The organism is Telluria mixta (assembly GCF_029223865.1).
Taxonomy (GTDB): Bacteria; Pseudomonadota; Gammaproteobacteria; order Burkholderiales; family Burkholderiaceae_D; genus Telluria; species Telluria mixta.
In genome coordinates this window covers 2180528-2203651 of record NZ_CP119520.1, presented here as the reverse complement: position 1 = coordinate 2203651, position 23124 = coordinate 2180528, and the positions used below count along the sequence as shown (strand labels likewise).

The 23124-nt window shown below is 64.7% G+C and carries 18 protein-coding genes; 3 read left to right on the top strand and 15 right to left on the bottom strand.

Annotated elements, in window-relative coordinates:
• Positions 1-7: 7 nt before the first annotated feature.
• The 6 genes from P0M04_RS09825 to P0M04_RS09800 form a co-directional block, all read right to left on the bottom strand.
• Positions 8-283: an STAS domain-containing protein gene (locus P0M04_RS09825; protein WP_259451928.1), complete on the bottom strand. Its 276-nt coding sequence runs from the start codon at positions 281-283 to the stop codon at positions 8-10.
• A gap of 2 nt (positions 284-285) precedes the next feature.
• Positions 286-939: an MlaC/ttg2D family ABC transporter substrate-binding protein gene (locus P0M04_RS09820; RefSeq protein ID WP_259451927.1), complete on the bottom strand. Its 654-nt coding sequence runs from the start codon at positions 937-939 to the stop codon at positions 286-288.
• Between the two features lie 77 nt (positions 940-1016).
• The gene (locus P0M04_RS09815; protein ID WP_259451926.1) at positions 1017-1922 is read right to left on the bottom strand and encodes an MlaA family lipoprotein; all 906 of its coding nucleotides are present in this window, start codon (positions 1920-1922) and stop codon (positions 1017-1019) included.
• The gene (gene mlaD, locus P0M04_RS09810; protein WP_105380132.1) at positions 1919-2392 is read right to left on the bottom strand and encodes an outer membrane lipid asymmetry maintenance protein MlaD; all 474 of its coding nucleotides are present in this window, start codon (positions 2390-2392) and stop codon (positions 1919-1921) included. The genes P0M04_RS09815 and mlaD overlap by 4 nt, the downstream gene beginning before the upstream one ends.
• A gap of 22 nt (positions 2393-2414) precedes the next feature.
• Complete coding sequence (mlaE, locus tag P0M04_RS09805; RefSeq protein WP_259451925.1) at positions 2415-3194, bottom strand: lipid asymmetry maintenance ABC transporter permease subunit MlaE; 780 nt, start codon at positions 3192-3194, stop codon at positions 2415-2417.
• Positions 3191-3994 carry an ABC transporter ATP-binding protein gene (locus P0M04_RS09800; protein ID WP_259451924.1) on the bottom strand — a complete coding sequence of 268 codons (804 nt, stop codon included), beginning with the start codon at positions 3992-3994 and terminating at the stop codon, positions 3191-3193. Before P0M04_RS09800 ends, mlaE begins: the two co-directional genes overlap by 4 nt.
• Positions 3995-4362: 368 nt before the next feature.
• Between P0M04_RS09800 and P0M04_RS09795 the strand changes: the two genes are divergently transcribed.
• The gene (locus P0M04_RS09795; protein WP_259451923.1) at positions 4363-5007 is read left to right on the top strand and encodes a dienelactone hydrolase family protein; all 645 of its coding nucleotides are present in this window, start codon (positions 4363-4365) and stop codon (positions 5005-5007) included.
• A complete protein-coding gene (locus P0M04_RS09790; protein ID WP_259451922.1) occupies positions 4997-6004 on the top strand; it encodes a CapA family protein in 1008 nt (335 codons plus the stop codon). The genes P0M04_RS09795 and P0M04_RS09790 overlap by 11 nt, the downstream gene beginning before the upstream one ends.
• Here the strand turns inward: P0M04_RS09790 and P0M04_RS09785 are convergent, their stop codons facing one another.
• The 9 genes from P0M04_RS09785 to P0M04_RS09745 form a co-directional block, all read right to left on the bottom strand.
• Positions 6005-6886 (bottom strand): NAD(P)-dependent oxidoreductase, encoded by an 882-nt coding sequence (locus P0M04_RS09785; RefSeq protein ID WP_259451921.1) that lies wholly within the window; start codon positions 6884-6886, stop codon positions 6005-6007.
• Between the two features lie 32 nt (positions 6887-6918).
• Positions 6919-8433: a DUF4214 domain-containing protein gene (locus P0M04_RS09780; RefSeq protein ID WP_259451920.1), complete on the bottom strand. Its 1515-nt coding sequence runs from the start codon at positions 8431-8433 to the stop codon at positions 6919-6921.
• 133 nt (positions 8434-8566) lie between these two features.
• A complete protein-coding gene (locus P0M04_RS09775; RefSeq protein WP_259451919.1) occupies positions 8567-10030 on the bottom strand; it encodes a glutamate synthase subunit beta in 1464 nt (487 codons plus the stop codon).
• Positions 10031-10100: 70 nt separating this feature from the next.
• Positions 10101-14816 (bottom strand): glutamate synthase-related protein, encoded by a 4716-nt coding sequence (locus tag P0M04_RS09770; RefSeq protein WP_259451918.1) that lies wholly within the window; start codon positions 14814-14816, stop codon positions 10101-10103.
• Between the two features lie 340 nt (positions 14817-15156).
• A complete protein-coding gene (locus P0M04_RS09765) occupies positions 15157-15855 on the bottom strand; it encodes a transposase (RefSeq protein ID WP_259451917.1) in 699 nt (232 codons plus the stop codon).
• A 42-nt stretch (positions 15856-15897) separates the two neighbouring features.
• Positions 15898-16581: a response regulator transcription factor gene (locus tag P0M04_RS09760; RefSeq protein WP_036233341.1), complete on the bottom strand. Its 684-nt coding sequence runs from the start codon at positions 16579-16581 to the stop codon at positions 15898-15900.
• Positions 16582-16630: 49 nt separating this feature from the next.
• Entirely contained in the window at positions 16631-17776 is a 1146-nt protein-coding gene (locus P0M04_RS09755; protein WP_259451916.1) for a PAS domain-containing sensor histidine kinase, read from the bottom strand.
• 185 nt (positions 17777-17961) lie between these two features.
• Complete coding sequence (locus tag P0M04_RS09750; protein ID WP_259451915.1) at positions 17962-21072, bottom strand: DEAD/DEAH box helicase; 3111 nt, start codon at positions 21070-21072, stop codon at positions 17962-17964.
• A gap of 179 nt (positions 21073-21251) precedes the next feature.
• The gene (locus P0M04_RS09745) at positions 21252-22169 is read right to left on the bottom strand and encodes a LysR family transcriptional regulator (protein ID WP_259451914.1); all 918 of its coding nucleotides are present in this window, start codon (positions 22167-22169) and stop codon (positions 21252-21254) included.
• Positions 22170-22366: 197 nt separating this feature from the next.
• Between P0M04_RS09745 and P0M04_RS09740 the strand changes: the two genes are divergently transcribed.
• Positions 22367-23122: an SDR family oxidoreductase gene (locus P0M04_RS09740; protein ID WP_259451913.1), complete on the top strand. Its 756-nt coding sequence runs from the start codon at positions 22367-22369 to the stop codon at positions 23120-23122.
• Positions 23123-23124 lie beyond the last annotated feature (2 nt).

Here is a 23124-nt window from a genome sequence, read left to right as displayed (position 1 = left end):
GGTGCGGTCAAACGCGGCCTAACACCCCGTCGACGCCGTACAACTTTGCCAACGCATCGACGTTGGCCGGCACATTGATGAACTTCAGGCTGCGTCCCTGCCCCTGCGCGCGGCGCTGCCAGGCCAGCATGAGGGCCAGGGCCGAGGAGTCGGCGGCCTTGACGCCGCCGAGGTCGAACTCGGTTTCGCCGGCGGACACGGCCGCACAGCCCTGCGCCAACGCCGCTTGTGCGTTGTCGAACGTCAGGGCTTCCAGCGAGAGCATGGGGTTCGCTTCCGCCATGCTTACTTCTGCGCGGACTTGGCCAGCGGCTTGTTGGCCAGCTGCTCGTTGCGGTCGTGCAGCTTCTTGATCAGGCCATCGATGCCGTTCTTGCCGATTTCCGACGCGAAGGTGCTCTTGTAAGTCTCGACCAGCCACGCGCCCAGCACGTTCAGGTCGAAGATCTTCCAGCCCTGCGGGCCCTTGGACAGGCGGTAGTTCAGGGTGATCGGTTCGCCGCGGGTCAGGTTGACCTGCGATTTCACTTCGACTTCCGTGTCGGCCGGGTCGGCGCGGAACGGCTTGAACTCGATGGTTTCGTTCTTGATCTGCGACAGCGCACCGGCGTAGGTGTACACGAGCAGCGTGCGGAACTCTGCCGCCAGCTGCTTTTGCTGCTCCGGCGTCGCCTGGCGCCAGAAGCGGCCTGCCGCCTGGGCGGTCATCTTGTCGGAATCGACGTACGGCAGGATCTTGCTGTTGACCAGATCCATGATTTTCTTGCTGTTGCCGGCCTGGATGTCCTTGTCGGCCTTGACGCTCTCGATGACGTCGGTGGAGACGCGTTTCACGAGGGCATCCGGTGCCTCGACGGCGGCACGGGCCGGCGCGACGAGAACGGCGGTGGACATGGCCACGGCGGCGGCGGTCACGATCAGTTTTGCGATGGGCTTCATACGCTTCCTTTATCTTGGTTGGGTCTGACCGGGCGGTCCCGCGTGCTGCGCGGACGGCCTGGCTGTACCGTAGTTAACTACTTACTGGCCGGTTCGGATGACACGGGCGCCGGCACAGGCGGATTGTTGGGCGCCGAACCCTCGGCCGGCGCCGCTGCGGGCTCTTCCGCGCCGTCTTCCGGCACCGGTTTCGGGCCCAGCTTCACGCCCAGCTTCGATTCGACCTTTTCCTGGACCTTTTCCAGCTTTTCGTGCACCTTGTCGGCGCGTTCCTGCGCCTTGTCCGTGTCGAGCACCTTGCTGTTGCGACGCTGCATGTAGCCGTCACGGATGAATTCGTAACGGTCGAGGGCGGCGTCTTCCAGCAGGTTCGACGCGTCCAGCACGCTCGCGCGCTGGTCGACCGCACGGAGGACGATGCCGCCGGTGCGCCACGGCACGTCGTTCACGTGGGTCCACGCGTCACCCCACCAGTCGGCCGGCAGGGTCGCGGTGTCACGGATCGTAGATGGGCCCAGCAGCGGCAACATCAAGTAGGGACCGCTCGGCACGCCCCAATATCCCAGGGTCTGGCCGAAGTCTTCGTTATGCTTGCGCATGCCGGCCGGGGTGGCGATGTCCAGCACGCCGGCGAGACCGAGCGTGGAGTTCACGGCAAAACGCATGAAATCGTTCAAGCCATCTTGCCCTTTCAGCTGGGCAAAATTGTTCAGCGAGCTCCACAAGTCGGTCAAGTTGCCGAAGAAATTGTTCACGCCCGTTTGCACGAAGGTCGGCGTGACGTTCTTGTAGGCGGTGGCGGCCGGCTTCAGGGCGACGCGGTCGACCGTGTCGTTGAAACTGAACATCGCACGGTTGAACTTCTCGAACGGGTCTTTCGGGTTGGCGGTCGTCGCACAGCCACTCAGCAATACGGCTGCACCGAGTGCCAGCGCCAGGCCAGTGCGGGTACGTGGCGAGGCGGAGTCATTGCGGTTCGTCATTTGCTACTGTCCTTTCCTTCGGCTGCCTTGCTATAGATAAATTGATTAATCAAGTCTTCGAGCACTGCGGCCGATTGCGTGCGGGTAATGCGGTCGCCCTCGACGAGATTGTTCGTGTCGCCACCGGCCTCGATGCCGATGTATTGCTCACCCAGCAGGCCCGAGGTCAGGATCTTCAGGGAGCTGTCCTTCGGGAACTTGTAAGCAGGATTCAGATCGAGGCGGACGATGGCCTGGAAGCTTTTATCGTCGAACGAGATGTCGCCCACGCGGCCCACGACCACGCCCGCGCTCTTGACGGGCGATTGCGGCTTCAGGCCGCCGATGTTGTCGAACTTGCCCGTGATGGCGTACGTCTTGCTGAACGAGATCGTGCTCATGTTACCGGCCTTGAGTGCCAGGAAAAGGAGCGATAACGCACCCAACAGGACAAAAAGACCGACCCAGACGTCAATGGATTTACGATGCATAAGTTTTTCCCAACTCTTCTGATTACTTGTTGAACATCAAGGCAGTCATGACAAAGTCCAGCCCCAGCACCATCAGCGACGCGATCACGACGGTGCGCGTGGTGGCGCGCGACACGCCTTCCGGCGTCGGCTGCGCTTCATAGCCCTGGAACAGCGCCGTGAAGGTCACGGCCATGCCAAATACAAAGCTCTTGATGACGCCATTCATGATGTCGCGGCGCACGTCGATGTTCGCCTGCATCTGCGACCAGAACGCGCCTTCGTCCACGCCGATCAGCTGCACGCCGACCAGGTAGCCGCCGACCACGCCGATGGCGGAGAACACGGCGGCCAGCACCGGCATGGCGATCAGGCCTGCCCAGAACCGGGGCGCCAGCACGCGCTGGATCGGGTTCACGGCCATCATTTCCATTGCGGTCAGTTGCTCGCCCGCCTTCATGAGGCCGATTTCCGCCGTGAGGGACGTACCGGCGCGGCCCGCGAACAACAGGGCCGTCACGACCGGGCCCAGCTCGCGCAGCAGCGACAGCGCCACGAGCTGGCCGAGTTTTTCCTCGGCACCGAACTGGCTCAGCGTGTAATAGCCCTGCAGGCCCAGCACCATGCCGACGAACAGGCCGGACACGGTGATGATCAAGAGCGAGTAATTGCCGATGAAGTGGACCTGTTCCGAGATCAGGGTCGGACGGCGCAGCGCGCCCGGGGCCTTGCCGAGCAGGCCGCCGAACGAGCGCGTGACGAAGCCGACGCGGGCGAACGTATCGAGGACGAATCCCCCGAGGAGTGCGAGAGGATTGGTCATCGCTTGCCTCCCAGGCCCAGGTCCTCGGCCAGCGATTTGCCGGGGTAATGGAACGGCACGGGGCCGTCCGGCTCGGCGTTCACGAATTGCTTGACGTACGGATCGGCCGAACGGCGCATCTCGTCCGGCGTGCCGGCGGCGACGATCCGGCCCGCGGACAGGAAATAAACGTAATCGGCGATCATGAAGGTTTCGTTCACGTCGTGCGAGACGAGGATCGACGTCGAGCCGAGCGCGTCGTTCAGGTTGCGGATCAGGTTGGCGGTCACGCCCATCGAGATCGGGTCGAGGCCGGCGAACGGTTCGTCGTACATGATCAGCGCCGGGTCGAGCGCGACGGCACGGGCCAGCGCCACGCGGCGCGCCATGCCGCCCGAGATCTCGTTCGGCTTCAGGCCCGCGGCATTGCGCAGGCCGACGGCGTTCAGGCGCATCAGCACCAGGTCGCGAATGAGTTCTTCCGGCAGTTCCGTGTGCTCGCGCAGCGGGAAGGCCACGTTCTCGAACACGGTCAGGTCGGTGAACAGCGCGCCGAACTGGAACAGCATGCCCATCTTGCGCCGCAGCCGATATAAACCTTCCGTGTCGAGCTGGTTCACCACCTCGCCATTCACGGCGACGGTGCCGCGCTGCGGCTTGATCTGGCCGCCGATCAGGCGCAGGACCGTCGTCTTGCCCGAGCCGGAGCCGCCCATCACGGCAATCAGCTTGCCGCGCGGGAAGTCCATGCTCAGGTTCTGCAGGATCGGGCGATCGCCATACGAAAAATGCAGATCGCGAATTTCGACGAGGTTGGACACAGTGGATATTGGTATTTGGAGAATCTCGTATTGTAGTGCAGAAACGGCAAGGCCTGCAGGACGCGGCCCAATTCCGGCCATGTTATCGACGTGATATTACAACATTACTAAATCACGAGTCAGATATTTTGGAACATAAGTGCTTGTTTTTACTAAGTTATGCATACAACACATTGTTTCACATCAGTAAACAATCTTTACAAATGCCTGAAAGAAACCCCTTTTGTGGGGGTGTCCTGAAGATCCATTACATCCCGATTCAGCGTCATGTCCCGGACGTCGGGAACGGGTGAATACCGGACTTTCGATCACTTCCTATTTAACAATCGGACGCCGAATCTTTGCCCCTGCCGGATGGTCAAACGATCATGACAAAAGCCCTCGTCCATATCGACAGCGGTGCGGCGACGATGGAAGGCATGCTCGAGCTGCCCCACGATGCCTCCGGCGTCGTGCTGTTCGCGCACGGCAGCGGCAGCAGCCGTTTGAGCCCGCGCAACAACCACGTGGCGCACGTGCTGCGCGACGCCGGCATCGGCACCTTGCTGCTCGACCTGCTCACGCCGCAAGAAGATCGCCAATACCATAACCGTTTCGACATTGTTTTGCTGACGGCCCGCTTGCGCACGGCCGCAGGCTGGCTGGCCGCCCAGGATGCGACGGCCCCGTTGCCGCTGGGCCTGTTCGGCGCCAGCACGGGCGCGGCCGCCGCGCTGCAGCTGGCGGCGGACCCGGCGGTGCCCGTCGCGGCCGTCGTCTCGCGCGGCGGGCGCCCGGACCTTGCCGGCGACGACGCCTTGCGCGCCGTCGAGGCGCCGACACTCCTCATCGTGGGCGGCGCCGACGAACCCGTGATCGCGCTGAACCGGCACGCCTATGCCGAGCTGGGTTGCGTAAAACGGCTCGCGATCGTGCCCGGTGCGACGCATCTGTTCGAGGAACCGGGTACGCTGGAAGAGGTGGCGCGGCTGGCGGCGGACTGGTTCACGACGTACTTCACCCATGAGCCCTGATTTGCGCCTCGTGTTCGGCGGCGACGTCATGCTGGGCCGCCATGTGCGCGACGTCATGCTGCGCGACGGCATCCACGCGCCGCTGGAAGCGGTCTCTCCGCTGCTGCGCGCGGCCGACGTCGCCATCGCCAACCTGGAGTGCGCACTCACTGACAGCACCGAACACTGGCACGGTGTTCCAAAGGCCTATTATTTCGCCGGGCCGCCCGCTGCCGGCCAGGCGCTGGTCGATGCCGGCATCCGCATGGTCAGCCTCGCGAACAACCACAGCCTCGACTACGACGTGCAAGGGCTCGCCGACACGCTGCGCGTCCTGGACGCGCACGGCATCGCCCACACGGGCGCCGGTCCGGACCTCGCGTGGGCGCTGTCTCCGGCCGTCGTGGCGTGCGGCAACGTGCTGGTCGGGATGGCGGCGTTCTGCGACCACCAGGCCGATTTCGCCGCCACGGACGACCATCCCGGCATCGCCTGGCTCGGCCTGCACGACGAAGCGGCGGCCATCGACGCCTTCGCTCGCGCGCTCGCGCCCCTGCGCACGGCGGGCGTGCGCTGGCCCATCCTGTCGCTGCACTGGGGGCCGAACATGGTGACCGCGCCCGCGCCGCACCTGCGCCGCCTGGCCCACGCCGCGATCGACGTCGGCTGGAAGATCGTCTATGGCCACAGCGCCCACATCTTCCACGGCATCGAGCTGTACCGGGGCTGGCCGATCCTGTACGCGGCCGGCGACCTCGTCGACGATTACGCCATCGACACCGACCTGCGCAACGACCATCAATTGCTGTTCGAGGTGCACCTGGGCGAGGATGCCCTGCGGCGCATCGTGCTGCACCCGGTATTCATCCGCCACGGTCGCGCGCTGCCTGCCGACCACACGCAGCGCGCATGGATCTATACGCGCATGCAGGCGCTGTGCCGCGACCTCGGCACGGCGGCGCGGCTGGACGGCGACCTGCTCGTCATCGAGCCGGACGCCGCCACGCCGCACGAGTGATCAACGGAGACCGGCCTCTTCCGACACGTTCAGTGCGGCTGCCGTCCAATCGAGCTCGCCGCGGTCCTTCGCCAGCGCGGAGAGAAAACGGTCGTGCATCATGCTCGCCAGCGGCATCGGCACGTGGGCCTTGCGCGCGGCCGCCATCACGAGATTCGCATCCTTGAAACCCAGCGACAGCTTGAAGCCGGGGTTGGCGTAGTCGTGCTGCGCGATCAGCTTGCCGTAATTGACGTACAGCGGCGTGGCGAAGATCGATTGCGTCATCACGTCCATCATGGCCGAGCGTTCGACGCCGTATTTCTCGCACAGGGTCGCCGCTTCCGCCATCGCCTCGATGACGCCCATGATCATGAAATTGCCGCTCAGCTTGACGATGCTGGCGGCAACGGGGTCGTCGCCCAGCGGGAACACGCGCTGGCCCATCGTCTGCAGCAGCGGCACGACTTTGTCGCGCGCGCCGGCTTCACCCGCGACCAGGATGAACAGCATGGCGGCGGCGGCGGCGGTCGGGCGGCCGAACACGGGCGCCGCGATGAAGCCGGCGCCGCGCTCGGCGTGCAGGGCGGCGAGCTTGCGCGTGGTCTCCGGCGACACCGTGCTCATCGAGACGTGGATGCCGCCCGGGCCCAGCTTTGCGGCGATGCCATCCGGTCCGCCGACGACCTGCTCCAGCGCCGCGTCATCGGCCACCATCGTGAACACGATGCCGTCGCTGGCCACGGCCTGGCCGGGATGCTCGACCAGGGTCGCGCCTTGCGCGACGAGGTCGTCCGCCTTGCCGGGCGAGCGGTTCCACACGCGCAGCGCATGGCCTTTGCTGATGAGGTTGCTTGCCATGGCGTGGCCCATGCCGCCCAGGCCGACGTAGCCGATCTCCATCCGTGTCTCCATATCGTTATTGTCGGAATGACTCAACCGTCATGATACGGCAGGTAGGAAATGCCCGTCTTTTGCACGCCGACGAGGGCCGCGACGTTCTCGGCGCTTTCGCTGAAGCCGATCAGCACGTCGGCGACCGTCGCCGCCTTGCGGTCGAGCACGTCGACCCAGAACGAGCTCTGCGGATCCGGGTCGCGGTGCAGGACGTTGTGATAGAACTTGTCGACGATGGCGGCGTTCGTCGGATTGGTGCCGTACAGCGCCTTGAATTCGCTGGATGCGACGAAGGCGTTGGCGACGTCCGTCAGGCTGACGCCCTTGTCGAGGCGGTTCATCCAGAAGCCGACGCCGAAGTCGTCCGGCGTGCGGTCGAATGCAGCCTGGTAGAGGCGGTAGGCCTGGCCCCCGTGGCCATTGTAGTCAAGGGCGAGGCCCTTGGCATTGCTCGCGCCCGGCTCGCCGAACACCACGCGCTCGATGTTGACGAGCGTGCAGCCGGTCGCCGTCATGGTCGAGGCATACCAGGTATGCGCGTCGACCTGGCTGACCGTGTACACCGCCCCATAAAACGTATCGATGCCATCGCCGCCATCCAGAATGGCGCCGTTGGTGTAGATGAGCGTGTCGTCACCGCCGCGTGCCTGGATGACTTCGCCCGGGCTGCCGTCGCCGCGGATCGTGTCCGCGCCTTCCGTGCCGGTCGTGCGCACATGGGTTTCGATGAACCCGTAGCGGTCGGCATACGTGGCGATCACGCGCATGACGGGCGGCACGCTGTCGCCCAACGTAAAATCGGCGGACCAGTTGCCGGTGACGTTCACGTAATGGCCGCTGCCGTCGTCGATCTGCCACTGGTAATAGACCTTGGCGGGTGCATCCGCGTCGACGACTTGCGCATGCAGCGTGTGCCCCTTCGCCAGCTCGCCCGACAGGACCAGCGCGCCCGGGCTGTTCTGGTGCACGGCCTTGGGGTCGGCGTCGCTCGCGACCGACTCCGCCTGGCCGAACCCGTCGACATAGCTGGCGACGACGCTGATGGCCTGGCCCGCGTGGGCCGTGTCCAACGTCCAGGTGTCGCCGGTCGCCCCGGCGATCGCCTGGCCGTTCGCCTTCCACTGGTACGACAGGGCGCCCATGCCGTCCTCGTCACCGATCGTGCTGACGGCGTGCAGCTGGCTGCCGGCGTGCGTCGTGTCGCCCGTGATGGTCACCGTGCCGGTGGGCAGGTCGTTGACGTTGATGACGGTCAGCGCATTCGGGCTGCTCGGCGTGTGGATGCCGTCGACGTAGGCGACGGAACCGGTCACGGAGATCGGGTTGCCGACGTCGGCCTGGGTCGGCGTGTAGGAGGTGACGGCAGCGTCGTACCAGGCGCCCGTGGTCTCGATCGTGCGGTCGCCGATCTTCCAGGTGAACTTGCCGGATCCGTTGTTGACGGCGACGTTGGGGTAATCGCCCAGCAGCAGATGCGCTTCGATCGGTACGCCTTCGAAGGCCAGGTTCTGGCCGTTCAGCGCGAGATTGCCCTTGAGGGTGACGGTATCCATGGCGGCACTGGAAAGAATGAAAACCGTTACATTACCGGAACGCGTGCGCAACAGTTGCGCGAATTCTCACGGCGAAAAAAAACGGCCCGGGTTGCGCACCCGGGCCGTCCATTCTGTTGCGGCGACGCTTGGCTCAGCGCGGCAACACCGACGAACCCATCAGGAATTCATCGACGGCGCGGGCGCACTGGCGGCCTTCGCGGATCGCCCACACGACGAGCGACTGGCCGCGGCGCATGTCGCCGGCGGTGAAGACCTTCGGCACCGACGTCTGGTAGCAGACATCGCCATCGGTCGTGGCGCGCGCGTTGCCGCGGGCATCCTTCTGCACGCCGAACGCGTCCAGCACCTGCTGCACCGGCGAGACGAATCCCATCGCCAGCAGCACGAGGTCGGCCTTCAGTTCGAATTCCGAGCCGGCCACTTCGACCATCTTGCCGTCTTTCCACTCGACGCGGCAGGCGATGACCTTGTCGACCTTGCCGCCCTTGCCTTCGAAGCGCTTGGTGGCGACGGCGAAGTCGCGCTCGCAGCCTTCTTCGTGCGACGACGAGGTGCGCAGCTTGGTCGGCCAGTACGGCCACACGAGCGGCTTGTTTTCCTGTTCCGGCGGCATCGGCATCAGTTCGAACTGGGTCACCGATGCGGCGCCGTGGCGGTTCGACGTGCCCACGCAGTCGGAGCCGGTATCGCCGCCGCCGATCACGATCACGTGCTTGCCCGTGGCCTTGATCTGGTCTTTCACTTTATCGCCGGCGTTCACGCGGTTCTGCTGCGGCAGGAAGTCCATCGCGAAGTGCACGCCCTTCAGGTCGCGGCCCGGGACCGGCAGGTCGCGCGGTGCCTCGGCGCCGCCGGCCATGACGACGGCGTCGTAATCCTTGACCAGGTCTTCTGGGAAGATGGTTTCGCGCGCCATGTTGCTGACGGTGGTCGGGAAATCCTTGCCGATCAGGACGCTGGTGCGGAAGGTCACGCCTTCGGCCTTCATCTGCTCGACGCGACGGTCGATCAGGTCCTTCTCCATCTTGAAGTCGGGGATGCCGTAGCGCAGCAGGCCGCCGACGCGGTCGTTCTTCTCGAACACCGTCACGTCGTGGCCGGCGCGGCCCAGCTGCTGGGCGGCGGCCATGCCCGCGGGGCCGGAACCGATGATGGCGACCTTCTTGCCGGTCTTGACGGCAGCCGGTTGCGGGACGATCCAGCCGTGTTCCCAGCCGGCGTCGGCGATCTTGCGCTCGATCGACTTGATGCCGACCGGCTCATTGTTGATGCCCAGCGTGCAGGCGGCTTCGCATGGTGCCGGGCAGATGCGGCCCGTGAATTCCGGGAAGTTGTTCGTCGAATGCAGGTTGTCGACGGCGTAGCGGTAGTTGCCGTGGTAGACCAGGTCGTTCCAGTCCGGGATCTGGTTGTTGACGGGGCAGCCGGTGTTGCAGAAGGGGATGCCGCAATCCATGCAGCGCGCACCCTGGACCTTGGCTTGCGCGTCGGTCAGGGTGATCGTGAATTCTTTATAGTTCTTGAGGCGGGCAGCGGGTTCCAGGTGGTCTTCTTCCTGGCGCTGAAATTCCATGAAGCCGGTGATCTTACCCATTTGTATTCCTATCGTGTTCTATTCGGTCTAGAGAGATGCGGCGGACGCGTGGGGCGCCCGCCGGTGCGCATCAGGCAGCCATTTCGATCTTGTCGTTGGCTTCTTCCATGCTGCTGTTGTGCATCTCTTCCAGTGCGCGCTTGTACTCGGTCGGGAAGACCTTGACGAACTTGCCGCGGCTGTTGGCCCAGTCGTCCAGCAGGTTGCGTGCACGGGTCGAACCGGTGTGCTTGAAGTGACGCTCGATCAGGCGCTTCAGGATCGCTTCGTCCGACTCGCGCTCGCCGTTGCGGGTCTGTGCGTGCCAGCTCGACTTGTCGCTCTGTTCCTTGGTCGACAGCACGCGCTCCAGTGCCACCATCGCGGTGTTGCACTTCTGCTCGAAGTCGCCCTTCGGATCGTAGACATACGCCACGCCGCCCGACATGCCCGCCGCGAAGTTGCGGCCGGTGTCGCCCAGCACGACGACGGTACCGCCCGTCATGTATTCGCAGCCGTGGTCGCCCACGCCTTCGACGATGGCCGTCGCACCCGAGTTACGCACCGCGAAACGCTCGCCGGCCACGCCGTTCAGGAACGCTTCGCCGGCGATCGCACCGTACAGCACCGTGTTGCCGACGATGATGTTGTCGACGGCCCAGCCACGGAATTCCGTGTTCGGACGCACGATGATGCGGCCGCCCGACAGGCCTTTACCGACATAGTCGTTGCCTTCGCCGACCAGGTCCAGCGTGATGCCGTGTGCCAGGAACGCGCCGGCCGACTGGCCCGCGGTGCCCTGCAGCTGGATGTGGATCGTGTCGTCCGGCAGGCCGGCATGGCCGTAGCGCTTGGCGACTTCGCCCGACAGCATCGCGCCGACCGTGCGGTTGACGTTCTTCACCGGCGAGATGAACGAGACGCGCTCGCCCTTCTCCAGCGCGGCCTTGGCCTGCGCGATCAGCTTGTGGTCCAGGGCCTTGTCCAGGCCGTGGTCCTGGCCGTCCGTGTGCAGCAGCTGGCGTTTGTCGTCGACCTTCGGCTGGTAGAAGATGTTCGAGAAGTCCAGGCCCTGTGCCTTCCAGTGGCCGACGGCCTTCGACTTGTCCAGCAGGTCGGCACGGCCGATCAGCTCGTCGAACGTGCGGATGCCCAGCTGGGCCATGATCTGGCGCGCTTCTTCGGCGACGAAGAAGAAGTAGTTCACGACGTGTTCCGGCTTGCCCGAGAACTTGGCGCGCAGTTCCGGATCCTGGGTGGCCACGCCCACCGGGCAGGTGTTCAGGTGGCACTTACGCATCATGATGCAGCCTTCGACGACCAGCGGTGCCGTCGCGAAGCCGATTTCGTCCGCGCCCAGCAGGGCGGCGATGACGACGTCGCGGCCGGTACGCATCTGGCCGTCGGCCTGGACGCGGATACGGCTGCGCAGGCCGTTCAGCACGAGGGTCTGCTGGGTCTCGGCGAGGCCCAGTTCCCAAGGCGTGCCGGCGTGCTTCACCGACGACAGCGGCGATGCACCCGTACCGCCGTCATGGCCGGCGACGACGACGTGGTCGGCCTTCGCCTTCGACACACCGGCGGCGACCGTACCGATACCGACTTCCGACACCAGCTTCACGGAGATCGACGCGTGCGGGTTCACGTTCTTGAGGTCGTGGATCAGCTGCGCCAGGTCTTCGATCGAATAGATGTCGTGGTGCGGCGGCGGCGAGATCAGGCCCACGCCCGGCACCGAGAAGCGCAGCGACGCGATGTACTCGGACACCTTGTGGCCCGGCAGCTGGCCGCCTTCGCCCGGCTTGGCGCCCTGCGCCATCTTGATCTGGATCTGGTCGGCGGAGGCCAGGTATTCGGCGGTCACACCGAAGCGGCCCGATGCCACCTGCTTGATCTTCGAACGCAGCGAATCGCCTTCGACCAGCGGGATGTCCGCGACGACGCGGTCCTTGCCCAGGATCGAGGCCAGGGTCTCGCCCTTGGCGATCTTGATGCCCTTGAACTCGCCCATGTAGCGTGCCGGATCTTCACCGCCTTCACCGGTGTTCGACTTGCCGCCGATGCGGTTCATGGCGATGGCCAGGGTGGCGTGCGCTTCGGTCGAGATCGAGCCCAGCGACATCGCGCCGGTGGCGAAGCGCTTGACGATTTCCTTCGCCGGCTCCACTTCGTCCAGCGGGATCGCCTTGGTCGGATCGATCTTGAACTCGAACAGGCCGCGCAGGGTCAGGTGACGGCGGCTCTGGTCGTTGATGATCTGCGCGTACTCTTTATAGGTGCTGTAGTTGTTGGCACGGGTCGAGTGCTGCAGCTTGGCGATCGCGTCCGGCGTCCACAGGTGGTCTTCGCCGCGCACGCGGTAGGCGTACTCGCCGCCGACGTCCAGCGAATGCTCCAGGATCGGGTCCTTGCCGAAGGCCAGGCCGTGCAGGCGCAGGGCTTCCTCGGCCACTTCGAACAGGCCGATGCCTTCCACCGTCGACGACGTGCCGCGGAAGTATTTGTCGACCAGCGACTTGTTCAGGCCGATGGCTTCGAAGATCTGGGCGCCGCAGTACGACATGTAGGTCGAGATGCCCATCTTCGACATCACCTTCATGAGGCCCTTGCCGACCGCCTTGGTGTAATTGTAGATGGCTTTATCTGCAGCCATCTCGTGCGGCAGCGTGTGCGCCAGGTCGACCAGCGTTTCCAGCGCCAGGTACGGGTGCACGGCTTCCGCGCCGTAGCCGGCCAGCAGCGCGAAGTGGTGCGTTTCGCGGCACGAACCGGTTTCGACCACGAGACCCGTCGACGCGCGCAGGCCGCGCTGGACGAGGTGCTGGTGGATCGCGGACGTCGCCAGCAGCGCGGGGATCGCGACCTGGTCGACGTTGAGGTTGCGGTCCGAGACGATCAGGATGTTGTGGCCCGACTTGACGGCGTCCACGGCTTCCGCGCACAGCGAGGCCAGCGACGCTTCGATGCCTTCCTTGCCCCACGAGACCGGGTAGCAGATGTTCAGTTCATACGACTTGAACTTGCCGCCGGTGTGCAGGCTGATGTTGCGCAGGCGGGCCATGTCGTCGAAACCGATCACCGGCTGCGACACTTCGAGGCGCATCGGCGGGTTGACGTTGTTCGTGTCCAGCAGGTTCGGCTTCGGACCGATGAACGACACGAGCGACATCACCATCGCTTCGCGGATCGGGTCGATCGGCGGGTTCGTGACCTGGGCGAACAGCTGCTTGAAGTACGAGTACAGCGGCTTCAGCTTGTTCGACATGACGGCCAGCGGCGAGTCGTTACCCATCGAGCCGGTGGCTTCTTCGCCCAGCACGGCCATCGGGGCCATCAGGAACTTCAGGTCTTCCTGGGTGTAGCCGAATGCCTGCTGGCGGTCCAGCAGCGAAATGGCAGCCTTCTCACCCTGCGCGTCTTTCGCGCGGTTCTGCGACAGCTGGCTTTCCGACAGCTTGATTTCGTTCAGCTTGATGCGCACCGACTTGATCCATGCCTTATAGGGCTTGGCGTTCGAGTAGGTGTCTTTCAGTTCCTTGTCGTCGATGATGCGGCCGGCTTCCAGGTCGATGAGGAACATCTTGCCCGGCTGCAGGCGCCATTTCTTGACGATGCGCGATTCCGGGATCGGCAGCGTGCCCGATTCCGAGGCCATGACGACCAGGTCGTCGTCCGTGACGATGTAGCGGGCCGGACGCAGGCCGTTACGGTCCAGCGTACCGCCGATGTGGCGGCCGTCGGTGAAGGCCATGGCGGCCGGGCCGTCCCACGGTTCCATCATCGCGGCGTGGTATTCGTAGAACGCGCGGCGGTTCTCGTCCATCGTCGCGTGGTTTTCCCAGGCTTCCGGGATCATCATCATCATCGCCTGGGCGATCGGGTAGCCGGCCATGACCAGCAGTTCGAGCGCGTTGTCGAAGCAGGCGGTGTCCGACTGGCCTTCATAGATCAGCGGGAACAGTTTGTTCAGGTCGTCACCCAGCACGGCCGACTTCATGACGCCTTCGCGGGCGCGGGTCCAGTTGAAGTTGCCCTTGACGGTGTTGATCTCGCCGTTGTGCGCGAGCAGGCGGTACGGGTGGGCCAGCGGCCACTCCGGGAACGTGTTCGTCGAGAAGCGCTGGTGCACCATGGCCAGGGCCGAGACGCAGCGCGGATCCTGCAGGTCCTTGTAGTACACGCCGACCTGGTCCGCCAGCAGCAGGCCTTTGTAGACCACGGTACGCGCGGACATCGACGGCACGAAGAATTCCTTGCCGTGGATGAGTTTCAGGGCCTGGATCGCGTGGCCCGACGATTTGCGGATGACGTACAGCTTGCGCTCGAGCGCGTCCGTGACCATGACGTCCGGGCCGCGGCCGATGAAGATCTGGCGGATGACCGGCTCTTTCGCGCGGACGGTCGGCGACATCGGCATCGTGTCGTCCACCGGCACGTTGCGCCAGCCCAGCACGACCTGGCCTTCGGCGCGCACGGCGCGCTCGATTTCCTGTTCGCAGGCGATGCGCGAAGCGTGTTCCTTCGGCAGGAAGATCATGCCGACGCCATATTCGCCCGGCGGCGGCAGTTCGACGCCCTGCTTGGCCATCTCGTCGCGGTAGAACTGGTCGGGGATCTGGATCAGGATACCCGCGCCGTCGCCCATCAGGGCATCGGCACCGACGGCGCCCCGGTGGTCCAGGTTCTTCAGGATCAACAGACCCTGTTCAATAATGGAGTGGCTCTTGTTGCCCTTGATATGGGCGACGAAACCGACGCCACAGGCGTCGTGTTCATTGGCGGGATCGTACAAACCTTGGGCAATCATGGGGGCTCCGCAGCATTTTGAAGATATTGAAAGTCGAGGATAGAGCAGACTTCGGTAAACATCAATAGCAATAATTAGGGTCGGAGTCGAATTAAATGCCGAGTTTTTTAGTCGTAAATTAAATGGGGACATAGTGCTATAAGGCGTGCATTTCGCCTATCCCACCAATAAAATCATATAGTTATCCGAAAAACCGTCGTTCCCGCGAAAGCGGGAAACCATGCTGAGCTGGCCCAGGATACGCAGTATGGATTCCCGCTTTCGCGGGAATGACGAGGTACAAAAAAGGGAGGCAACGACCTCCCTTGTGTATTTGTTGCAATGACGCTGCGCACAAAACCTATTCCGCAGCCTTCACCTTGAACGGCCTCCCCCGCTTGGCCGGCAAAATCTGCCGCTTGGTCTGGTGCTCCAGCGCGACCTTGAACGCATGCGACCCCAGCGGCGCCCCTTTCAGCACGGCGGCATTGATCGTGTCCAGCTCCTGCCCCGACATCCCCTGCTGCACCAGTTCGATGAACGCCGCTTCGCGCTGGAATGGCGTATTGCCGAGTTCCCAGTACTTGGCATGGTCGGTGATGAGCGGATCCGGCCGCACGCCGGCGTGATGCGCATAGCTCGACCACGGATAGTCGAGCAGATCGAACGCGAGCTGGCTGCGCAACGGGTTCAGCTCGATGTAGCGGATGCAGGCAAGGAAATACGCGTCCGGATCGATCACGGACGTGCGGAAGCGGCCCTGGAACAGCGTGCCCGAGCGGCCATACTTGTTGTTGAACCAGGGAACATATAATCGCCCCACTTTCTGCATCATCGCCGCGAGGCCGTCCTCGTCGGACGGCGTCGCCAGCAGATGGAGGTGGTTCGGCATCAGGACATAGGCGTGGATGGCCACGCGGTAGAACTTCGCGCTCTCGCGCAGGTAGTCCAGGAAACGGCGATAGTCTTCGTCGTCGCGGAAGATGACCTGGTTGTCGTTGCCGCGCTGGATGATCAGGTGCGGCTGCTTCGGCAGGATCAGTCGGGGTTGGCGGGCCATGGCGTCATTCTAACGCAACCGCCCCACTCTGTCCCCAATTAGTCAGGCGAGCGTAAAGCCGGCGGACAGGCTGTAGCCTTCGCCGTAGGCGCTGCGCAGCGGCAGGTCCTGGCCGAGGCCGGTGCGGGCCTTCTTGCGCAGACGGTAGACGAGCATGTCGACGCGACGGCTGGCATCCGGATCGTCGCCGCCCATGCCGGCCACGATCACCTGGCGCGGGACGGGCCGGGTGTTGATGGTCAGCAGGTGCAGGAAGTTGCACTCTTTTTCCGTCAGGTCGATCACCTTGCCCATCAGCTCGAGCTGGCGGGCCGAGACGCGCAGGGTCCACTTGCTCGGCGCAGGCGCCGGCTCGGACGACGGCCGCACGCGGCGGTCCAGCGCTTCGATGTGGGCGGCCAGTTCCGGGAACTTGATCGGCTTGGTGAGATAGTGGTCGGCGCCGAGGCGCAGGCCGAGGATGCGGTTGTCGAAGGCCACGCGGCCCGTCAGCACCAGCAGCCCGATCTCGGGATACAGCTGGCGCATCCGTGGAATCACATTGAATCCATCCTCGTCGGGCAGGCCCAGGTCGAGCACGACCACGGCGGCCGGCGTGCGCGTCAGCGCGGCCCACATATCGCTGGCGGTGGTCGCGATCGTGACCTCGTGGCCGAGTTCCTTGAGGAAGTCGGCCATATCGCCTGCGTATTCGCCATTGTCTTCAACAATCAATATTTGCGTCATGGGTTTTGCCAATTCCTTGTTTCGTATTCCCGGCTTCGTTGTCGGGCGGCTAACCCCGGTCGCCATTCCGATTATCACTGCTGGTCATTCCGGAAGCAAGACTTTTTGCCCCGCTTGCCTGTGCCGGCAGCCATAGCCTGAACTCGGCGCCGCCCTCTGGAGGACATGCATATGTCAAAGTGCCGCCATGCACTTCGACCACGGACCGGGCCATGTACAGCCCCAGGCCGCTGCCCGCGACACCTTCCGCATTCGCGCCGCGGTAGCCCTTGTCGAAGATGCGCGCGACGTCGTCCGGCGGCACGCCATGTCCTTCGTCGCGCAGCGCCAGTTCGACGCCGCCATCGACCGGCCGTCCCGCCGCATGCAGCGCGGTGCCGGCCGGTGTATAGCGCAGAGCATTGTCCAATAACACCTTGAGCGCCAGCCGCAGGCCGGACGGTTCGCCCCGCAGCGCGGCGGGCAGGTCGCCGGCCGCCAGGGTCACGGGACGCCCGGCCGCGCGCGCCTGCGCCACCAGTTCTTCCAGCAGCAGCTTCGGCCCCACCTTGTTCTCGCGGCGCTGGCCGCCGAGCGCGGCCATGCGCTCGGGGGACAGATAGTCGTCCAGCATCGCGATCAGGCGATCCGTCGCGGCGGCGATCTTGCGATAGCGCTCGCGCGTCGCCTCGTCGGCCTTCGTGCCCAGGGACTCCAGCCGCTGGATCGCGCCGTCGATCGTCGACAGCGGCGTGCGGAATTCGTGGTTCAGCATGCTGGCAAACCGCTTTCTCTCGCGCTCCCGCTCGCGCCGCGCGGACACGTCGCGCACGAGGCCCAGCAGCGCCCGCGGCTGGCCGGCGTCGTCCAGCGCCAGGGTCGAAATCACCTCGACGGCCACCTCGCTCCCGTCCGGCCGGCGCAGGTCGAACTCGCGCATCACGCGCAGGCGCGAACCGTCGCCGGCGGCAAACCGGCGCAGGCGCTCCGGCAGGCCGGCGCACAAGGCCGCCAGCGGGCCGTCGCCGCCCCGCTCCATCTGCGCGCGGATGTCGGCGATCGAATAGCCGAGCATGTCGTCGACACCGGGGCTGACATACGCCGGCACGCCCGTGGCGCAATCGAAGATGAACGCGAGGTCACCGCCCAGCTCGGCAATCGTGCGAAAGGCGTCCGCCGTGGAGATGTCCGTCGAGACGGAAGCGCTGCGCGTCATGAGAGGCCTAAATGAGAATGATTCCAGACAATAAGTATAGTGCCCGATATAACGCTTTGCATAGACGAGCAGGCATCGCCGTTGCGTCAAACACGCAGAATTTCGAGATAAGCGATATATGCATATGCAAATAAAAAAAGGGCAAGCCGCTTCGGCTTGCCCTCTTGACCACGATACTGCCGCGCTTATTCGTCCAACGGCGCGAAGATCGCCTGCAGGTCTTCCTGCGTGAGCGCCATCTTCTGCGACTCGCCTTCAGCCAGGATCGACGCCGCCAGCTCGGATTTCTTTTGCTGCAGCAGCTGGATTTTTTCTTCCAGCGTGCCCTTCGCGATCAGTTTATAGACGAACACCGGTTTGTCCTGCCCGATGCGCCACGCACGGTCCGTCGCCTGGTTTTCGGCCGCCGGGTTCCACCACGGGTCGTAGTGGATGACCGTGTCGGCCGCGGTCAGGTTCAGGCCCACGCCGCCGGCCTTGAGGCTGATCAGGAAGATCGGCACGGCGCCCTGCTGGAACGCGGCCACCTGCGCGGAACGGTCGCGCGTCTCGCCGGTGAGGATCGCGTATGGGATCTTGCGCGCGTCGAGTTCTTCCTCGATCAGGCCCAGCATGCTCGTGAACTGCGAGAACACGAGGATCTTGCGGCCTTCGCCCAGCAGGTCGTCGACCATCTGCATCAGGTCCGTCAATTTGGCCGACACGGCCGCCGTGTTCTTCTTGCCCGGCATCGCCTTCACCAGGCGCGGGTCGCAGCAGACCTGGCGCAGTTTCAACAGCGCTTCCAGGATGACGATCTGGCTGCGCGCCACGCCCTTGCGGTCGATCTCTTCGCGCACCTTCTTGTCCATCGCCAGGCGCACGGTCTCGTACAGGTCGCGCTGCGGACCCGTGATCTCGATGCGGCGGATCATCTCCGTCTTTTCCGGCAGCTCTTTCGCCACGTTGTCCTTCGTGCGGCGCAGCAGGAACGGCTTGATGCGGCGGTTCAGCAGCATGCGGCGCACCGGGTCGTCCTGGCGCTCGATCGGATGGCGGAATTGCGTGTTGAACGTCTTCTCGTCGCCGAGCAGGCCCGGCAGCAGGAAGTGGAATTGCGACCACAGCTCGCCCAGGTGGTTTTCCAGCGGCGTGCCGGACAGGCACAGGCGGTGGCGCGCGTTCAGCGAGCCGGCCGTCTGCGCCGCCTTCGAGCGGGTGTTCTTGATGTAGTGCGACTCGTCCAGGATCACGAGGTGGTACTCGTGCTCGCGCAGCTTTTCCTCGTCGCGCGGCAGCAGCGCGTACGTGGTCAGCACGATGTCGGCGCCATCGATCTGGTCGAAAAGGTCCATGCGCTCCTTGCCCTGCAGCAGGAGCACCTTCAGGTCCGGGGCGAAGCGCGCCGCTTCTTCCATCCAGTTCATCATGAGGCTCGTCGGCGCGATGACCAGCGCCGGGTTCGTGAGGCGGCCCGCTTCCTTTTCCGTCAGGATGTGGGCGATCGTCTGCACGGTTTTACCGAGACCCATGTCGTCGGCGAGGATACCGCCCAGGTCGTATTCGCGCAGGAATTGCATCCACGCGAGACCGTCGAGCTGGTAGTCGCGCAAGGTCGCCTGCAGGCCTTTCGGCGCGTCGACTTTTTTCACCTTGCCGAACTGGCTCAGCTTGCGGCCCGTTTCGCGCAGGCGCTCGCCGCCCGTCCAGTTCAGCTCGGTGCCTTTGGCGAGTTCTTCCAGGCGCGCCGCATCCAGCGTCGACAGCCGGACTTTATCCTTGATCTTGTCGTTGAAATACAGCTCGCCCAGCGTCGACAGGATGGGCTTCACACGGCCCCACGGCAGCGCCACGCGCACGCCGTCCGGCAGGGTCGCCAGCATCTGGTCGGCCTCGGCATGGGCGGCCAGCACGTCCGGATTGAAGTCCAGCGGCGCCGTGCGGATGAGTTGCACGAGGACGGGCAGCAGCGGCACGCGCTTGCGGTTGACGACGATGCCCAGCTCCAGCTCGAACCAGGCGTTGCCGGCTTCGGGCGGTTCGTCGATGTCGGCATACCAGTCTTCGACCGGCACGACGTCGTAGCGGTATTTCGGCGACTTCTGCACGTGCCAGCCGAGGTCGGACAGCGCGTCGAGGTCGTTCTCGGCAAAGCGCAGCCAGTGCGCCTGACCATCGAGCAGCAGCGCACCGGACAGGGCCGACAACGGCGCCGTGGCCGGCTTGCGGAAGCCCAGCTTGTGGAGGGAGTCCAGCGCGGCCGCTTCCAGCGCTTCGTCGCGCTCGATCACTTCGGTGACGTCGCCGATCTGGCGCACGACGCGCTGGGCCGGGTCGAACGAGATGCGCTGGCCGTCGTAGTCGAACGACAGCACGGCGAAATCCTGCCAGCGCTGGCCATTGCCTTCAGCCTGGGGGATGGCGTCGAGCAGCAGGTGCGGCTGCGGTTTCACGTCCGTGCGGATGCGCTGCGTGAGCGGCTGCGGCAGCGGCATCAGCTGTTGCAGGCCATGCGCCAGCAGCAGTTGCGACACGCGTTTCTTGTCGTTGCCGGCCAGAGGCGGTGCCTGCGACACGAGCGCCTGCAGGTCGGCCAGCGAGATGTCGATGCCGCCGCGGTTCAGGTCCAGCGGGCCGCACGACAGGTTGTCGATGTACCACGGCGGATCCGTCGGCAGCATGTAGTCGACGAGGTCGGCGCCCGGGTGCGTGGCGCCTTTGGCCGGTTCCACCGACCAGCCGAGCTTGGCCGCACGGCCTTCGTCGCGCCACGTGAGATTGGCCTTGCGCACGGGACCGGCCTGCAGCGGATACAGCAGGCCATTGGTCATGTCGGACCACGAGTTCGCCCACAGCAGTTTTCCTTGCGCGAGCAGTTGCTGCAGCAGGATGGCGCCGACTTTGCCCTTGGGCTCGGTCGCGCTCGTGCTCTGGTTCGAGCCGCTGCGCATGGCGATGAAGAAACGGACCAGGTCCTCGTCCTCGCCTTCGAGGTAGCTAGGGGGCGCCGACAGCAGCGAGAACACTTCGCTCACCGGGCTCGCCGCGGCCACGTCCCCGTTCGGGCGCAGGCGCGCCTTGCACAGGCAGACCGCGACGTGGCGGCCGCCACTGGTCGGGGCCATGACATAAACGAATTTGTACTGGACGGCCTTGGGGTCAGTGACTTCCGCGGTCAGCTTCGGCTGGGGATGTGCTGCCGCCTCGACCCTTTGCAGCCAGCTTAACACCGGTGCGGGCAGGGCCGGAGCGCGTGCGGGTGCTCGAGCCGGCGGTGCGTCGCTGGTGTCGTCGCGATGAAAATCAACTGTGTGCATGGGTCTCACGAGTCTTTAATTTGAAAAAACAACAATTCCTATTATCCGTCATGCGAACCGAACAGCTTTGTTAGGGATCGCACGTAGCGGGCAAAACTTTACGAGACGAAAAGAGTAGAAGTTACACTCTGCCGCCCCGCTTTGCCAGCCCCCCTCACGCATTTTTTTGCTCCATTGCGTCAAGACACGAGGCGCCAGTCCGGCGCGCTCAGGTGCTTCACAAAGAACTCGGCCAGGGCCTCCACCTTGGCTGGCCGCGCGCGTGCCGATGGCGTGACGAAATACAGACCGCCGCGTGCCATGTGCCAGTCCTCCAGTATGGGGATAAGCCGCCCGGCGCGCACATGATCTGCCGCAATAAATTCCGGGAACTCGGCAATCGCAAGGCCGTCCAGCACGGTCGGCAACAACGCATCCGCATTCGTCACTCGGAGCGGCCCCTCCGGCTTGATGGCAATTTCTTCGCCGTCTGCGTTGGTGAAGCGCCACACGTCGATGCGGGCGCGATACGTGTAGCCGAGGCACGGATGATCCACGAGTTCGGAAGGATGGCGTGGCGTCCCCCGCGTTCTCAGATATTCGGGCGAGGCGACGACGATCTGTGCCACGGGACATAGCTTGCGCGCCACTAGCGAGGAATCGGGCAGCACGGCGATGCGCAGGGCGGCATCGAAGCCCTGCCCCACGAGGTCGACGGTGGCATCGGACAAGTGAAGGTCGATCTGCACGTCGGGGTATTCACGAAAGAACGCGGGCAGCAGCGGCGCCACCCAGCGCAGTCCGAACGACATCGGCACGGCCAGCCGCACGACCCCGCGCGGCCGCGCCGACATCTCGCGCGCGGCGCCTTCCGCCTCTTCCGCTTCGCGATAGATCTTCAAGGCGCTGTCCGCGATGGTGCGGCCGAATTCCGTCAGCGCCAGCTGGCGCGACGTGCGGTTGAGGAGTCTCGCCCCGAGCCGCTCCTCGAGCCGTGCGACGGCCCGCGACACCGTCGCCACCGACACGCCCAGCGCACGCGCCGCGCCGGCGAACGAGCGTTCCTCGGCCACCTTGGCGAACATCGCGAGACCTTCGAAATCGGGCAACAGGGACATCGTTCGTCGTCGGCCAAAGCGCCGATGAGTTATCGAACCCGACATGTTACGGCATCCGGGCGCCGGTGCCTATCGGCCTGCCGACATATGTACATCAAAAATGCAAAGATAGTTTGCTATCAGTGCTATTTTAATGTTGTGCCAGCCCCAGTACGATGGTTTCCGTCGACTTCGACATCAACCAAACGGAGAACATCATGACTGCCAAACTCGCCAACAAAATCGCTCTCGTCACCGGCGCCACCAGCGGCATCGGCCTGGCCACCGCCCAACGCTTCGCTCTCGAAGGCGCGCAAGTGATCGTCACCGGCCGCCGCCAGGCCGAACTGGACGCCGCCGTGAAAACCATCGGCCACGATGCAGTCGGCCTGCGCGTCGACTCCAGCGACCTTGCCGCACTGGACGGCCTGTACGACGAGATCCGCGCCCGCTTCGGCCGCCTGGACGTCCTGTACGCGAACGCCGGCGGCGGTTCGATGCTGCCCCTGGGCGAGATCACGGAAGAACAATTCGACGACACCTTCGGCCGCAACGTGAAAGGCACGCTGTTCACCGTGCAGAAAGCACTGCCGCTGCTGTCGAAAGGCGCTTCGGTGATCCTGACCGGCTCGACGGCCGGCAGCAGCGGCACCCCGGCGTTCAGCGTCTACGCGGCCAGCAAGGCCGCCGTGCGCGCCTTCGCCCGCAACTGGATCCTGGACCTGAAGGACCGCGGCATCCGCGTCAACACGATCAGCCCGGGCGCCACCCGCACGCCCGGCCTCGTCGAACTGGCCGGCACCGACGCCGCCGCGCAGCAGGGCCTCGTCGACTACCTGGCCGCGCAGATCCCGCTGGGCCGCGTCGGCGAGCCGGACGAGATTGCGAAAGCGGCCGTGTTCCTCGCCTCCGACGATGCCAGCTTCGTCAACGGCACCGAGCTGTTCGTCGACGGCGGCCAGGCGCAGATCTGATC

What these genes read in the sequence shown, in the direction of transcription:
- P0M04_RS09825 (WP_259451928.1), bottom strand. Translation starts at nt 283, where the DNA reads ATGGCGGAAGCGAACCCCATGCTCTCGCTGGAAGCCCTGACGTTCGAC.
- P0M04_RS09740 (WP_259451913.1), top strand. Translation starts at nt 22,367, where the DNA reads ATGACTGCCAAACTCGCCAACAAAATCGCTCTCGTCACCGGCGCCACC.
- P0M04_RS09745 (WP_259451914.1), bottom strand. Translation starts at nt 22,169, where the DNA reads ATGTCCCTGTTGCCCGATTTCGAAGGTCTCGCGATGTTCGCCAAGGTG.
- P0M04_RS09780 (WP_259451920.1), bottom strand. Translation starts at nt 8,433, where the DNA reads ATGGATACCGTCACCCTCAAGGGCAATCTCGCGCTGAACGGCCAGAAC.
- P0M04_RS09755 (WP_259451916.1), bottom strand. Translation starts at nt 17,776, where the DNA reads ATGACGCGCAGCGCTTCCGTCTCGACGGACATCTCCACGGCGGACGCC.
- P0M04_RS09820 (WP_259451927.1), bottom strand. Translation starts at nt 939, where the DNA reads ATGAAGCCCATCGCAAAACTGATCGTGACCGCCGCCGCCGTGGCCATG.
- mlaD (WP_105380132.1), bottom strand. Translation starts at nt 2,392, where the DNA reads ATGCATCGTAAATCCATTGACGTCTGGGTCGGTCTTTTTGTCCTGTTG.
- P0M04_RS09760 (WP_036233341.1), bottom strand. Translation starts at nt 16,581, where the DNA reads ATGACGCAAATATTGATTGTTGAAGACAATGGCGAATACGCAGGCGAT.
- P0M04_RS09750 (WP_259451915.1), bottom strand. Translation starts at nt 21,072, where the DNA reads ATGCACACAGTTGATTTTCATCGCGACGACACCAGCGACGCACCGCCG.
- P0M04_RS09790 (WP_259451922.1), top strand. Translation starts at nt 4,997, where the DNA reads ATGAGCCCTGATTTGCGCCTCGTGTTCGGCGGCGACGTCATGCTGGGC.
- mlaE (WP_259451925.1), bottom strand. Translation starts at nt 3,194, where the DNA reads ATGACCAATCCTCTCGCACTCCTCGGGGGATTCGTCCTCGATACGTTC.
- P0M04_RS09775 (WP_259451919.1), bottom strand. Translation starts at nt 10,030, where the DNA reads ATGGGTAAGATCACCGGCTTCATGGAATTTCAGCGCCAGGAAGAAGAC.
- P0M04_RS09795 (WP_259451923.1), top strand. Translation starts at nt 4,363, where the DNA reads ATGACAAAAGCCCTCGTCCATATCGACAGCGGTGCGGCGACGATGGAA.
- P0M04_RS09815 (WP_259451926.1), bottom strand. Translation starts at nt 1,922, where the DNA reads ATGACGAACCGCAATGACTCCGCCTCGCCACGTACCCGCACTGGCCTG.
- P0M04_RS09785 (WP_259451921.1), bottom strand. Translation starts at nt 6,886, where the DNA reads ATGGAGATCGGCTACGTCGGCCTGGGCGGCATGGGCCACGCCATGGCA.
- P0M04_RS09765 (WP_259451917.1), bottom strand. Translation starts at nt 15,855, where the DNA reads ATGGCCCGCCAACCCCGACTGATCCTGCCGAAGCAGCCGCACCTGATC.
- P0M04_RS09770 (WP_259451918.1), bottom strand. Translation starts at nt 14,816, where the DNA reads ATGATTGCCCAAGGTTTGTACGATCCCGCCAATGAACACGACGCCTGT.